The sequence below is a fragment of the Mucilaginibacter achroorhodeus genome (assembly GCF_007846095.1).
Taxonomy (GTDB): Bacteria; Bacteroidota; Bacteroidia; order Sphingobacteriales; family Sphingobacteriaceae; genus Mucilaginibacter; species Mucilaginibacter achroorhodeus.
Map to the genome: position 1 here is coordinate 282446 of NZ_VOEI01000004.1, position 13905 is coordinate 296350.

At 43.1% G+C, this 13905-nt stretch carries 12 protein-coding genes; 2 read left to right on the forward strand and 10 right to left on the reverse strand.

Annotated elements, in window-relative coordinates; genetic code table 11:
* Positions 1 to 8: 8 nt before the first annotated feature.
* Positions 9 to 1526, reverse strand: coding sequence for a GAF domain-containing protein (locus FPZ42_RS13030; protein ID WP_146272074.1), 1518 nt, complete (start codon positions 1524 to 1526; stop codon positions 9 to 11).
* Positions 1527 to 1814: 288 nt separating this feature from the next.
* On the opposite strand from FPZ42_RS13030, the gene FPZ42_RS19200 reads away from it, so the two are divergent.
* Complete coding sequence (locus tag FPZ42_RS19200) at positions 1815 to 1973, forward strand: hypothetical protein (protein ID WP_186458764.1); 159 nt, start codon at positions 1815 to 1817, stop codon at positions 1971 to 1973.
* A gap of 23 nt (positions 1974 to 1996) precedes the next feature.
* Entirely contained in the window at positions 1997 to 3223 is a 1227-nt protein-coding gene (locus FPZ42_RS13035; RefSeq protein ID WP_186458765.1) for a glycosyltransferase family 4 protein, read from the forward strand.
* On the opposite strand, the gene FPZ42_RS13040 is transcribed toward FPZ42_RS13035, so the two are convergent.
* From FPZ42_RS13040 to FPZ42_RS13080, 9 genes are all read right to left on the reverse strand, one after another.
* Positions 3195 to 5534: a mechanosensitive ion channel family protein gene (locus tag FPZ42_RS13040; protein ID WP_146272076.1), complete on the reverse strand. Its 2340-nt coding sequence runs from the start codon at positions 5532 to 5534 to the stop codon at positions 3195 to 3197. The genes FPZ42_RS13035 and FPZ42_RS13040 overlap by 29 nt on opposite strands.
* A 115-nt stretch (positions 5535 to 5649) precedes the next feature.
* Positions 5650 to 6891, reverse strand: coding sequence for a cation:proton antiporter (locus tag FPZ42_RS13045; protein ID WP_146272078.1), 1242 nt, complete (start codon positions 6889 to 6891; stop codon positions 5650 to 5652).
* A gap of 113 nt (positions 6892 to 7004) precedes the next feature.
* Positions 7005 to 7850: an NAD-dependent epimerase/dehydratase family protein gene (locus tag FPZ42_RS13050; protein ID WP_146272080.1), complete on the reverse strand. Its 846-nt coding sequence runs from the start codon at positions 7848 to 7850 to the stop codon at positions 7005 to 7007.
* Between the two features lie 19 nt (positions 7851 to 7869).
* Positions 7870 to 8763: a class A beta-lactamase gene (gene bla / locus FPZ42_RS13055; protein WP_146272082.1), complete on the reverse strand. Its 894-nt coding sequence runs from the start codon at positions 8761 to 8763 to the stop codon at positions 7870 to 7872.
* 21 nt (positions 8764 to 8784) lie between these two features.
* A complete protein-coding gene (locus tag FPZ42_RS13060; RefSeq protein ID WP_146272084.1) occupies positions 8785 to 9813 on the reverse strand; it encodes a cytochrome d ubiquinol oxidase subunit II in 1029 nt (342 codons plus the stop codon).
* Positions 9814 to 9819: 6 nt separating this feature from the next.
* On the reverse strand, positions 9820 to 11151 hold the full coding sequence (locus tag FPZ42_RS13065; RefSeq protein ID WP_146272086.1) for a cytochrome ubiquinol oxidase subunit I: 1332 nt from the start codon (positions 11149 to 11151) through the stop codon (positions 9820 to 9822).
* A 208-nt stretch (positions 11152 to 11359) separates the two neighbouring features.
* Positions 11360 to 12031, reverse strand: coding sequence for a YdeI/OmpD-associated family protein (locus FPZ42_RS13070; protein ID WP_146272088.1), 672 nt, complete (start codon positions 12029 to 12031; stop codon positions 11360 to 11362).
* A gap of 130 nt (positions 12032 to 12161) precedes the next feature.
* Positions 12162 to 12698 (reverse strand): RNA methyltransferase, encoded by a 537-nt coding sequence (locus FPZ42_RS13075; RefSeq protein WP_146272090.1) that lies wholly within the window; start codon positions 12696 to 12698, stop codon positions 12162 to 12164.
* Between the two features lie 22 nt (positions 12699 to 12720).
* A complete protein-coding gene (locus FPZ42_RS13080; RefSeq protein ID WP_146272091.1) occupies positions 12721 to 13890 on the reverse strand; it encodes a galactokinase in 1170 nt (389 codons plus the stop codon).
* Positions 13891 to 13905 lie beyond the last annotated feature (15 nt).

Genomic DNA, 13905 nt, shown 5'->3' on the forward strand with positions numbered 1-13905 from the left:
TTTTAAGACTATGCGTTATGCGTTGTAAATTCATATACGAAACTTCTCATATTCTCAGCTATGCCAATTTCTTCTTTTTTCCATGGCTCAGAGGTATTATGAACCGTTTCTTGCCAAAGCTTAAACGAATTTCTTGGATGGTAGTTTTTGCCATCTGGCTCAAAATTTATGGCTTTGTTAGGGTTGCCACCCCATTTTATGGTTTGTTTAACCTCGGGCCTAAAGGCAACAATGTAGTCGCCTGTGGCGCTGTTAACAGGTATAGCCAATGCGCCGCTTGCTATATCAGCAAAGGGCAGGGCTTCGTCATAAATGGATGAGAGATGATCGCTTACAAAAAGTTTGTTTACGTTTTTGCTTTGCAGCCATAATACCATATTCTCCAAAAAGTCATTATCAGGCGTATTGCCGGCTTTGTAAAGTTTACCTTTTATAGATGCAGCTACGCCACCGGCGTTAAGTACATCCATCAGGTTAAGTTCGGCATCATTCAGTAATCCTGCAAGCAGGTCACCTTCGGCATAAACCTGGGCAATTAGGTTTGTTTGTTTCTTTTGCAGGTCTGCCTCAAACTCAAAGTTCTCCTTATATAATATTGTAGTTATCTTATTTGAAACTACTGATGATATCAACTCGCAAACGCTGCAAAGTTCAAAACTGAGGTAGCGCGGCGTTAGATGATGGCAGGCGATAAGCCCCCAAAGTTGCCCGTTGTGTATCACCCTGAATGACATGCTTGCCTGGACGTTCATGTTTTTCAAATACTCCAGGTGAACGGCAGCCACACCGCGCAGGTTGCAATCGCTCAGATCAATAAATGTGTTTGTTTTTGGGTTGATAACAGGGTAGAGGCGTACCGGTTTAAAATCCCTGTCTGGTATTAAGCGGTAAGCATTTTTAAGATAAAGCTGCCTTGCCTGCTTTGGCACATCTGATGCCGGAAAGGTGTGGCCCATGTAATTTTCCAGGCCCTCATCCTGCACTTTGTCCTCGGCAATAACGGTGCCGTTCCAGTCAGGATCAAAGTGGTACATCATAATGCCATCAAACCCGGTTAGCTTGCGTAGTTCAGTTACGGCTACTTGGCTTACATTCTCTATGGTATCGGCCTGCTCAATGGCGGCCATAGCGTATTTTACTTCTTCAAAAACGTTGGCGAAACTCCGTTCGGCAGCTACGGAAGGTTTTTCCAGCTCTAAAATAATATAACCGGGTTTAAAATGCACCAATGCATGTACCTTGGTGCCACCTATAACAAATGTTGCAGGTACTTTATCTTTAACAGTATCCCCAAAACGCTCCTGTAATTTAACGATTGCAGTTGTATCGGCATAGGTTGCAAGTGGCGTGTTGACCACATCGGACGCAGGCTTATCAAGCAGCTCGGATATGTTTTCGCTTGCTTGTATCACATCAAGCGACTCGCTGTCAACAACCAGCAGGTAACCGTAGGATTGTATTACGTTGATATGATTAAGGGGAAGGCTTCCGCAGAAATCCGAATCGTAATTCTTTTTTTTGTCCATCACAAAATTTAATCGAGTGCAGCTATCTGTTTAAATAAAATAGCGTAAAGGATACCGTTATGGGCTAATGCCGAAAACAAAAATAACGCTGAGATGTAAGTATAAACAGATGTGTGGCTAAGGTATTATTTAATTATAAATAAAACAAAATGCATAAGCACAACTTACGAGAGTATATTAACTCTTAACATAAAAATTAACTTCGTGACGAAAGTTATTCATCTCATAATCTGCTTTTAACATTACCCTTAAACTAAGCGGGTAAGTTTGTGTTATAACATAAAACCAATGGAAATGGGCTATTCATCACTTGATCTTATAATGCTGCTGATAGCCGGGCTGGTTATCTGGGCAGCCTCGCGCGTGCCGGTAAAAAAAGACGAGTCGCACCGCCGTACAATGCGCAGCAGGCTTAAAGAAAAACACCAGCACTCCCATTCTTTATAATATCTGCTGAAAGGGACTTTTTTTTGAATAAGATAAGGGTAGCGTTTTTTGCCGAAATATTGGCAGAAGATTTTGACGGGGCCGTGCGTACCATGTATCAAATTATCAGCAGGATAGATACATCTCGCTTTGAATATTTATTTATCTACGGAGCCGGGCCCGACCAAATAGGCGATTTTCAAACATTTAGAGTACCGCATATTAAAGTGCCTTTGAACACCAGGTATTCGTTGACCTTGCCCGGCCGGGTCAAACCTTTGTTAAGCGAAAAGCTTAAGGCATTTGCCCCGCAGGTGATCCATATTTCCACCCCATCATATCTTGGTAGTTTTGCGCTTGAATATGCACAGGGCAATAAACTCCCGGTGCTGAGTATTTACCATACACACTTTATATCGTACGTTAATTACTATTTCAAGTTCACACCTTTTCTGATCAAACCGCTTAAGGATCACATTGCCAGGGGATACCGGAAATTTTATAATCGGTGCGACAAGGTCTACGTACCATCAACCAGTATACAACAGGAATTAACCAGTATCGGTCTCCGGTATAGTAATATGCAGTTGTGGAAACGCGGGATAGACACTCAGCTTTTTAATCCCTTGAAGCGTGATAAACGTGTTATAGAGCGATTAACTGGAAATAGAAACCCAACCATAGTGTTTGCGAGCAGGCTGGTTTGGGAGAAAAACCTGGAAACGTTGATCGCTATTTACGAGAAATTTAAACAGCGCAACAACCATGTCAATTTTTTGGTAGTAGGGGATGGTGTTGCCCGTAAAGACTGCGAAAAGAGAATGAAAGGTGCTTTCTTTACTGGTAAGGTCGACCATATTTATCTGGCATCTCTCTATGCATCCGCAGATGTTTTTCTATTTCCATCAATTTCAGAAACCTATGGTAATGTAGTGGCCGAAGCGATGGCATCCGGGTTACCTTGTGTAATAGCAGACGGGGGCGGATCAAAAGATTTTGTTGAGCATGGCAAAGATGGTTTTAGATGCAGGCCCTTTGATGCAGATGATTACGTTGAAAAGCTGGAAATACTACTCAATAATAAACCACTTGCCCATCATTTTGCCACAGAATGCATCAAGCACATGAAAGAGCTAAGTTGGGATGCACTGGCCCAAACCTATTTCGATGATGTAACCGCACTTGCAGAGAGAACCGCTCCCGCCGAAATTGTACCTCCGTTAAAACCACATGCGCAGTTGATCACATCACTTTTATCTGTGCGTCTGTAAAGCGCTGCAGCAAATCTGCCAACAGCTTGCTTTTAAAGGCCGGTTCTATATATACACTGGTAACCCATATCAATATTTTAATTTCTACAGCATCAGCAGTAATATTATTTATCAGGATCTCGGGCGGCAGGTTTTTAACAGTGTGGTCTGTTTGATCTATCAGGTCTTCTAAAATTTTAGATAGCGCGTTCAGATCAGTCGCCATATTTACCTTAAATATCATTTCTGATTTTACGTAGGATGCACCCTGGGTCCAGTTAACGAGGCGATTGGAGAGCAGGTCGCCGTTTGGGATGATCACCTGCGAGCCATATTGCGTCAACATCTTGCTTGAGCGTATGCCAATGTCCTGGATCTTGCCTTTTTTATCGGCTATTTCAATAAAGTCACCAATTTCAAAAGGTTTTTCAAATACCAGTATCACGCCGGATACAAAGTTGTTTACGATGTTCTGCATGCCCAAACCTATACCCACACTAAGCGCACCTAACACCACCGTTAACCTATCCATAGGTATGCCCGATGCTGTAAAGGCAAGTAATAAACCAAGCATCACGATCACCAGCCTGAACAGCGTTAGCTTTGAGCTTTTATGTTCTACCTGGTTATTGGCATAGCCGATGGATTTTTCTCCAAACAGAACGCCGATATTTTTTTGCAGGATGTTGGATACGTAAATGATCACCACAAAGAACAGCACATTGCCCAGCGTAAATTTAAGTGTACCGAAAACCCTTTCTTTTACTAACACCTGGTGAACGAAACTGAACACACCCCCGGCAACATTAAGGTTGATAAAGAAAACCAGCAACCACAGTATCACCGCAATAACGGATAACATTCGCTGAAAGGATTGCCGTGTTTTAGCAACATCCAGCCTTGAGAACAAACCGCCGTTGGAAGAGCTGATCTTGATCTGCAGTTCCAGGGCATCAGTTAGTATTTGGATGAAAATAGCCAGCCCTATAACCTGGGTTAAGCCAACTATGGCTGTCACAGAATCAATTTTCGCCAGGCTTATCCGGCCAAAAACATTCAGAAAAATAGCTATAATATTCAGGTAGAAGAAAACATAAAGTACAGGCTTGATAAACCCTTTTTTAAAGTTAATCTCTTTTAATTTTTGATAAAATTTATAACCTATGTATAGTGAGGCAATGTTAACGGCAATTAATAACAAGCGCACAAAGATGGCATGGTGTACAGTGGCCGTTACAGCCATTACCAGTATATACAGCCCAACAATGTAAAGCCACCGCCTCAATTGCTTTGCCGGCAGCTTTTTCCAGAAATCAATTGTCAGCAGGATAAGTAAGGCAAAGGAAATGATCTCGATGTACAGCGACGGTGAATCGGGCTCGAAAAGCGGGGTGATGATGAGCATCACAATAAGCGCCGGGATCACCGGTATGGCACTGATGTATTTAAACTCCAGTGCGCCAAGGCTTTCCCGCACATCCGGTTTATTTGCTTTGCGATAGTTGAGAAACACCCACAAGAAAAATGCAACCCCAAACAGTATTACCAGGATTCGATTGTCCCAGGTAGAATTGATAAAGTAACCAAGTATTTTATTTTGGCCCCTGATGGATGATGAGAGTAGTTCTCCCAGATCTTCGCCTTTGTTTTCTACCGGTGCCGACCAAATATAGGGCGACTCTTTTCTTAAAGCACTTCTGCCTGATGTTCTCATGCGGTCGCTGATATCAACCTGCAATTCTGTAAGCTCAAGATTAGTTGCTGATACCTCGGCAAGTAACTTGCTCGTGGTGTCGAGGTTAGCAGTGGTAAGTTTGCCCGCATTTTGCAACCTCAGCTTGATATCCAGGAGCTGGCTTTTATATAGATTTTTGGCGGTAGTGTCATCAGCTTTTATCATCAAAACCGAATCCTTACTCAACTGCACTATCTCTTTTGACATCCGCTGCAGGTTGTTGCTTTCTTTAGAAAGCTTATCTTGAATGTCCTGCAGGTTTTCTTGCGATGTTTTTAATATCAGCTGGTAATTACTCAGAATTTTCGGCTCGATAATTCGCTCCTTGATATCCAGGTCTTCTTTTATCGGTTGAACGTTTTGCCGGATGTCTTTAAGCGTTTGCCTGGCGGTTAAGGTATTGTAACCATCTTTGTTAGCTGCGTTTATTTCTGTGATAGCAGCCTGTGCACGTTGCATCCTGAAAAGCAAGGTATCAGGCAGGGTTTGCCCCGAATCGCTTTTTAAAGTTGGTACCTGGGCAAAAGCAATATTTATTGAGACGATATTAAGCAGTAATAGAACCGCTGTTTTAATGAAAATGCCGTTGAATTTCATTCCTGAGATATTTAACCCTAATGGAAAGGGCTCAAAACAAATTATAGCTTATAACACCTTTTAGTTGTGATTTTGTTTCAGAAAATCAGGAATAGCCCTATTGGCTATCAAAGTGTCAGTTTGGATTACGTAATAATTTTTTAGTGAAACTGCCAATCGTAAGTCCTTGCACAAGGATGGAAAAGACAACAATTATGTAGGTGATAAGCACAAACTCTTCGCGATACATTTGTGGCCCCAAAGAAAGGGCCAACGCCACAGAAAGTCCTCCCCGCAAACCGCCCCAGGTTAAAATAGTTACAGCATTACGTTCAAATTTGATCTTCAATTTAAGAAGATTGATGGGTACAAATACTGCCAGCCATCTGGCAAATAATACTGTGATTATACTGATGGCTCCGATGATCAAGATAGTTGTGTTTATCTTAATGATGAGCATCTCAAGACCTATCAGCAGGAAAAGAATAGCATTTAAGATCTCGTCGATGAGTTCCCAAAACTTGCCCAGATAATCCCGACTGATTTTTGACATTGCCTGGCGTTTAACTTTATTGCCTGTAAGTAAGCCTGCAACTACCATTGCTAAAGGGCCTGATACATGTAGCAAACCGGCCAAAAGATATCCGCCCATTACTATCGCCACAGTTACCAATACTTCTACTTTGTAATCGTCAATAGGTTTTAGTGCATAATAACCGGCATAGCCTAACAGCGCACCAAACAAAATGCCGCCCACGGCTTCCTGTAAAAAAAGTTTTGCAACTGATAGGGCATTGATGGTTGAGCCGGTGCCTGCGGCATCCAGTAAAGTCACAAATATTACTACTGCTATGCCATCATTAAATAACGATTCGCCGGAAATTTTTAATTCAAGAGAGGATGGGATCTTTGCTTCTTTGAGTATAGCTAAAACAGCTATCGGGTCGGTAGGTGATATTACCGAACCAAATAGCAAGCAATAAATAAAAGGTATGTGGATATTGAAAAGTGCGAAAAGATAGAACGTAGTTATACCAACAACTGCTGTAGAAATAACGGTACCTATTGTTGATAATGCTAAAACAGGCCAACGTTCTTTTCTTAATTGATCAGTATCTATGTGTATTGCTCCTGCAAAAAGTAAAAAGCTCAGCATAAATTTGAGCAATACGTCCCTAAAGTTTATAGACTCGACCAGGCGGAGGGCTTTATCCGGGAGAAAAGGATGGTAATTACCCCAAACGGCTAAGATGATAGAGCAACATAGCGACATTACCATAATGCCAATAGTAGGAGGCCATTTAATAATGCGATTGTTGATATACGCAAATAGTGCTGCCAGTACAACGGTAATAGAAATGATCTCGCTGATACCCATATCCCGCTAACTTAATAAAATCGTTTGAATAATGGTAGACAGACGGGTTTGGAACCCGGAAGTTTGGCATGTTTTATTCAAAGGAATTAGCTGAAATAAAATGTGATAGTGGCCTACTTTCTATTTAGCAGATATTCAAAATCAAATATTGGTTCGTATCCTAACATTTTCCGTGCTTTATCTATCACGTAAACTCTGTCAATACTATTGGGTAGTTCCCACCCTTTTGACCGGTAAATTTCTGCAGCATGGGGGTAAAGCCTCAAAATAGCGTCAGCCGGGTTTGTTTTAAGTACTTGCAGATCTGCTTTTGTAAACGGGCTTGTGCTTGCAATATTGAAAATTTCAAATTCTTTAAAGTCTTTGTGTAAAGCCAGGTATAGCGCTTCAGCTCCATCTCGTTCGTCAAGTCCGCGATACAAGCGATGATTAGCTTCCAGGTTAGGTGCTTCGGGCAGAAAACGACCAACGCGATAAACCGAGGTTTGAAGTTTCTCTTTATAAAAGAAATCTTTGCAAAGTTGTTCAGCAGCTTGTTTGGTGATGTCGTAAATATCGCGCGGCTGTTCGGTAAGTGATTCATCAACCCACACCGCCTTATATGGATCAACCATTGCCGTACCGTAGATTGATGTGGTACTAATATACAAAAAGCGTCTTACGCCTTGTTTTACCGCTGCATTAAGCAAGTTGAGCGTGCCGTGGATATTGGTATCGATAAATTCTTCGCGCGGGTAGTTCAGGTCGCAATGTTTCCCATGAATAGCAGCCGTATGTATTATGGCATTAACTCCGTAACATGCTTCATCTACACCAGCTTTATTTTTGATGTCTAAAATTATGTCAGTCGTTGGCGAAACTAAAAGGTCGGCACCAACAGCATTTAAACCAGCAGACCGGAGCCTTTCCATTACTGCCCTGCCTAACTTACCTGCCGAACCGGTCACCAATACCTTCATATCTTTTCGCTTGCCATTATCAATTTAATTTTTCGCCCACAACGTCATCGTAAACTACCTTGGCAATGCGTGCTATAACTGCTTCGCGCGTATTAGTATCGGCCTTTGCGTTACTTACAAACACTACCAGTATAAATTGCTTGCCGTTTGGTAAGGTGATTATGCCGCCGTCATTTGTGGCAGGGGAGATCCCGGTTCGGTTATCCGTAGCCGAAGTGCCGGTGCGATGGGCAACAACGGTGTTTGCCGCCAAAAGTCCTTTTATCCGCTTCTTGCCTACCTCCGTTTTTTCCATCGTTTTTATAATGTATTCGGTGCTTTTTGCAGAGAGGGCTTTGCCATTTCTCACAGTTCTAAATAGCTTTGCCATGTCAGTCACCGTGCAAACATCAGTAAATTGCGCCTGCCAGTCATTCTTCATTTCCATCTCGGTTGCTCTTATCCAGAAAGAAGTGCCACCTAACTGATGCATGTACTGTTCTACTTCCGCTTTGCTGCAAACCTTGTTCAAAAGAATATCGCATGCATCGTTGTCGCTCCAGATCAGCATGTAATCGAGCAGTTCGCGTATGGTTACGTCAACGTTGCCGTCTGGGTGCTTATCGCGCAGCGGACTGTAATTTTCGGGCAGATCGGCTTTGGTGAGACGAAGTTTATCTTCGAGCTTAATACTGCCTTTATCAACCTTATGCAAAACCGCAACCGCGATAGGTAATTTAAAGGTACTCTGCATCACCAGGGGCTTATCACCATTAATGGAAAATGATCTTCCGGTTTGCAGGTCGATCATGCTTACGCCAATTTCGCCTTTTGCATCTTTAGCTATTTCATTGATCTTATTTTTAAGTGGGGTTTGCGCTACGGCAAAGGTGCAGTATCCTAAAAAGAATGAAAACAGCAATATTTTTCGCATAAACTAAATTTTGTAGATAGGTTATTGATGCAGATCGGCACTGTGATTAGGATCTTTCTTTTGAAAACTCCAAACCAGGTAAAATAGTGCAGGCAATATAAATAAACTCCCGGCCAGTAGCGCTATACCCAAAGCCTGTATGGTTTTATCAGCCCCGCGATGAACTAATAACGACAAGTAAGTGCCGTTTCTCAGAATAACAATGTTTGGATAGTGCTTGTAAGTGGTGGTCAACAAGATCATGGTCATCTGGAAACCGGCCAGCACCCGTATGATGTACCGTTTTCCTTTACTTATCAGGTACCATAAAAGGATAAGCGACAATGTTGCCAAACCAACCGCTGCAATGCCGATGAAATTACCGAACACCCACTGCACAAGCGGAATGTTTTCTTTGATGGATGCTACAAAAACAACCGCGCCTGATACAACCGCCGCCACATTCATGATGCGGGCTTTGCGGATGAAACTGCGGCGCTCAGCATCGTCGCGGGCTTCGCCTATAAGGTAAATTGCCGCCAAAAAACCGCATAGAGATGTGGTAAAAAAACCAATAGCAACAGAGAACCAATTGAACCAGCTAAAAATATAGGCATCCATAAAATTGTTGGCCTGCGGGTCTACCCGGCCGGATACGGTGCTCCCCGCAATAATTCCCAAAAATAACGGCGTAATAAAGCTGGAGTACACAAATATCTTGTTGTAAACCTTCTGCATGTTATCATTAACGGCATCATAATTACGAAAGGTTAATGCTGTGCCACGAGCTATGATCCCCATCAGCATGATAGTTAACGGGATATGCAGATAGGTTGACATAGTAGCATAGATGGTAGGAAAACCCACAAATAATATCACGATGGCTATGATAAGCCACATGTGGTTTGCCTCCCAAATTGGGCCGATGGCATTATACATAATGCGCCTGGTGCGCGATTTATTTGGGGTGGAGGTAAACAACTCAATTATACCTGCACCAAAATCGGCACCACCCATAACCAGGTATAGGAGCAGCGAAACCCACAGAAAAATAATTACTACGTAGATCATAAGCTCTTATTTGGCATGTACAGGTTTGGGTTTAACATCATAAATAACAGGCACCATTTTAATTTGCCTGTACAAAAGAAATATCACGGCAATGCTTAACGATACATACACCGCCGTAAACAAGTAGAACGAATAATGTATGCCGGGCATTGGTGTAACTGCATCTGCGGTAAGCATTACGCCTTGTATTATCCAGGGTTGGCGGCCTACTTCTGTTACCGTCCACCCGGCTTCAACGGCTATGAAGCCGATAGGGGTAGCTAAGATAAATAGTTTGAGAAACCACCCTGCGGTTAGCCATAACCGCTTTTTCCAAATGGCAATGAGGTAAAGCACACCCAGCGCCATCATGGCCATACCCAATGCCACCATTAATTGGAAAGCGTAGTGGGTAACAGCAATAGGGGGCTGGTCCTGTTTAGAAATCTGGTCGAGCCCTTTAACCGGTGTTTTGAAATTATCATAGACCAGAAAGCTAAGCATCCCGGGCAACTCAATTGCATAATTTACTTTTTGATTTTTTACATCAGGTATTCCACCGATGATCAACGGGGAGTAAGGTTCGGTTTTAAAGTGCGCCTCCATGGCGGCCAGCTTTGCAGGTTGGCGTTTGGCAACCATCTTAGCAGATATATCACCACTTAATGGTTGTAATAAGGCAGCGAGCACACCAAATATGGCAGCTATTTTAAATGAACGCAGGTGAAAGTCAACATTGCGCTTGCGGAATATCATTAACGCGTGTACGCCCGCAACGGCAAAACCGGTTGCTGCAAATGCAGCGATACACATATGTAAGGCCTGTGAGAACCAGGCAGGGTTAAACATTGCTTTTATTGGGTCGATATTGGTATACTGGCCATTTACAAAGTCGAACCCGGTAGGGCTGTTCATCCAGCTGTTGGCTGCTACCACCAATATGCCCGATGCTAATCCGCTGATACCTACTACCACGCCTGTAACCCAATGGAACCAGCGATTAAAACGATTCCATCCGTACAGGAAAAAGCCCAGCGCAATTGCCTCGATAAAAAAGGCTGTACCTTCAAGCGAAAATGGCATACCGAAGATGGGGCCGGCGTGCTTCATAAAGGTTGGCCAAAGCAGCCCCAGTTCAAAGGACAACACCGTGCCGGATACAGCACCGGTGGCAAAGAAAATGGCGACACCTTTACTCCATGCTTTGGTTACATTCTGGTACACCTGCTCTCCGGTGCGCAGCCACAAAAAGTGCGATACTGCCATAAAGAACGGCATCACCATGCCAATGCATGAAAATATGATGTGGAAACCAAGTGAAAGCGCCATTTGCGAACGCGCGGCCATAAAATTATCCATACCGCAAGTTTAAGTACTATAATCTGTTTGCTGATATAATACGCAGACTTTTAGTAATTTAGAACGAATAATAATTAAGAAAAGAGATAGGCCCGAATTGGATATTTGGAGATTTATGCTTATAAAATAAGCATGCCGGCGTTCACGGTGTTCACAAGTGTTCATGGCGTGAACGTGAACGCTCTTTCATCTTCATGGGTTAGATGAATTATTTATCCGATGGGTTTTTCTTACCTGCCAGCAACATCTCCATCATCTTAACTATGCGGTTTGCACGTGTTTGTTCCTGTTTCGCGCTTAATATCCACAGTACGTATTCTTTGCGGTGAGACCAGGCCAGTTTCTCGTAATAAGCCATTGCGGCCGGTTCTGCCGCCAAAGCTTCCTGCAGATAGGGTGGAAGGGTTATCTGCCTTTTATCTACATCTATAAATTCTGAGTAGTCATTTTCTTTACGGATGGATGCAGCACTGCCTTCTGAATGCTTCACCAGATGTTCCGGACGAAAGCGGAGCGATGTCCATACATTGTTAATAGCAGCCGAAGCCACCGGCCGCAAACCAAAAGGTTTAGTCACTTCCCAACCGCTCATCATCTCCAGGTCGGTTTCAATACCCGAAGTTTTCTTCGGGTAGATCACCCAGAATATGGTGTCATCTTTTAAAGAAGGTTTTAAATGCTTCAAAACTTCGCTCAGTTCTGCACCGGTTTTAACAAATACCTGAATGCCGCTAACCGGTTTGCCTACCGCGAAGGTTAACTCAACACCATCAGGTAGGGGTTCAAGCGTAGCCAGGTAATCTTCAGGTGCGTTCAATATCAGCCATGTTTGGCCGGGTTTCATTTGCAGCTTTTTGGCAAGCGGACTGCTTTGGGTCATGGTTAGTTAAGATAGTTTATAGTCTAAGCAAGTTAAGTAAAACTTTGCGCAATCAGATAAGTTGCAACTATGAACTATGAACTATGAACTATGAACTATGAACTATGAACTATGAACTATGAACTATGAACTATGAACTATGAACTATCTTCACGTAAAAATCCCACAACACAATGCCGGCCGATACCACAATATTAAAAGAGTGTTTTGTGCCAAATTGAGGGATCTCAATACAAGCATCGATCTGCTGCATCACTTCATCGCTTGCGCCGTTAACCTCGTTGCCGAATATAAGCGCGTACTTTTTCGCAGGCTCGGGGGTGAAGGTATTGAGCATGGTACTGTTCTCAGCTTGCTCAATGGCGATAATGGTGTAACCCTCTGTGCGTAAGTGTTCAACGGCCTGTACAGGTGTTTCAAAATACTGCCAGTTAACTGAGTTGGTTGCGCCCAGGGCAGTTTTCTCTATCTCCCGATGTGGCGGCTGTGCAGTGATACCACACAAACAGATATGGTCAACCGCGAAACCATCTGATGTACGGAAGATAGAGCCAATGTTGTGCATGCTACGCACGTTATCAAGCACTACAGCTACAGGAAGTTTATCCTGAGCTTTAAATTCTTCTACTGAAGCACGATTAAGTTCGTCGAGTTTTAGTTTGCGCATTATAACGTCTAAAGCCGCAAATTTACGATTTTACAGCTTCATTCAACGTACCTACGCCATTACCGATGAGTGAACTGTAAACGGCAGGGGCATAACCTACCTTATTTGTGTAGTAAACAATAACCTCTTTGCTAAATTGCTCAAAGGCGCTGCCCTCAACCAACGCAATGGCGCAGCCGCCAAAGCCTGCGCCGGTCATACGCGCACCGGCTACGTCGGGGTTGGTTTTTGCGTACTCAACCACAGTATCCAGTTCCTTGCCACTTACTTCGTACAGGTCGCGCAGCGAATCGTGGGAGGCATACATCAACCTGCCAAATTCTGTCAGGTCGTTATCATTCAATGCTTCTGCTGCCAGTTTAACACGGTCGTTCTCTTCAACCACGTGTTGTGCACGCTTTAATACGGTCTCATCTTCTATCAGGTTCTTGCACTTGTTAAAAGTTTCGGTATCAATATCGCACAAATAAGTAATATCTAACTGCTGCTGCAACGCTTTAAGCGCTGTTTGGCATTCCTGTACGCGTTCGTTGTATTTTGATTCGGCCAGCTTGCGGGGCTTATTGGTGTTGATGATAGCCAATACGTAGTTGCCCAGGTTGCTGTCTACAGCTTCGTACTCCAATGAGTTGCAATCCAGTTTCAGTGCTTTGTTTTCTTCACCAAATGCAACAGCAAACTGATCCATAATACCGCAGCTTACTCCGATAAATTTGTTCTCAACCGCTTGAGAAAGCTTAACCAGTTCCAGTCGCGAGTAACCGGCGTTGAAAAGTTGATTAAGTGCAAACGCTGTCACAACCTCAATGGACGCAGACGACGATAGTCCTGATCCAATAGGGATATCGCCGTAAAATAACATATCAAGACCTTGTAATCGCTTGCCGTTTTTTTGAAAATGATCAATAACGCCAATAGGATAGTTATACCAAGTTTCGCCGGTTTTCTGGTAAGAGCTCTGCAAAGGTACTTCTGCCTGCTCATTAAAATTCAAACTTTTGAATCTGAAGACGTTATCATCATTAGGTGTAACCAACAAATAAGTGCCAAAAGTGATAGCACATGGCATTACCAAACCACCATTGTAATCAATGTGTTCGCCGATAAGGTTTACGCGGCCGGGACAAAAAAAAGTATCGACTGCTTGCTTGCCATAAAGTTCTGTAAACGCTTCTTGAAGTTGACCTTTCATAATTGGTTATCGGTG

Excerpts from the sequence above, each read along its gene's own strand:
- FPZ42_RS13030 (WP_146272074.1), bottom strand. The coding sequence starts at position 1,526 with ATGGACAAAAAAAAGAATTACGATTCGGATTTCTGCGGAAGCCTTCCC.
- FPZ42_RS19200 (WP_186458764.1), top strand. The coding sequence starts at position 1,815 with ATGGAAATGGGCTATTCATCACTTGATCTTATAATGCTGCTGATAGCC.
- FPZ42_RS13040 (WP_146272076.1), bottom strand. The coding sequence starts at position 5,534 with ATGAAATTCAACGGCATTTTCATTAAAACAGCGGTTCTATTACTGCTT.
- FPZ42_RS13045 (WP_146272078.1), bottom strand. The coding sequence starts at position 6,891 with ATGGGTATCAGCGAGATCATTTCTATTACCGTTGTACTGGCAGCACTA.
- FPZ42_RS13050 (WP_146272080.1), bottom strand. The coding sequence starts at position 7,850 with ATGAAGGTATTGGTGACCGGTTCGGCAGGTAAGTTAGGCAGGGCAGTA.
- bla (WP_146272082.1), bottom strand. The coding sequence starts at position 8,763 with ATGCGAAAAATATTGCTGTTTTCATTCTTTTTAGGATACTGCACCTTT.
- FPZ42_RS13060 (WP_146272084.1), bottom strand. The coding sequence starts at position 9,813 with ATGATCTACGTAGTAATTATTTTTCTGTGGGTTTCGCTGCTCCTATAC.
- FPZ42_RS13065 (WP_146272086.1), bottom strand. The coding sequence starts at position 11,151 with ATGGATAATTTTATGGCCGCGCGTTCGCAAATGGCGCTTTCACTTGGT.
- FPZ42_RS13070 (WP_146272088.1), bottom strand. The coding sequence starts at position 12,031 with ATGACCCAAAGCAGTCCGCTTGCCAAAAAGCTGCAAATGAAACCCGGC.
- FPZ42_RS13075 (WP_146272090.1), bottom strand. The coding sequence starts at position 12,698 with ATGCGCAAACTAAAACTCGACGAACTTAATCGTGCTTCAGTAGAAGAA.
- FPZ42_RS13080 (WP_146272091.1), bottom strand. The coding sequence starts at position 13,890 with ATGAAAGGTCAACTTCAAGAAGCGTTTACAGAACTTTATGGCAAGCAA.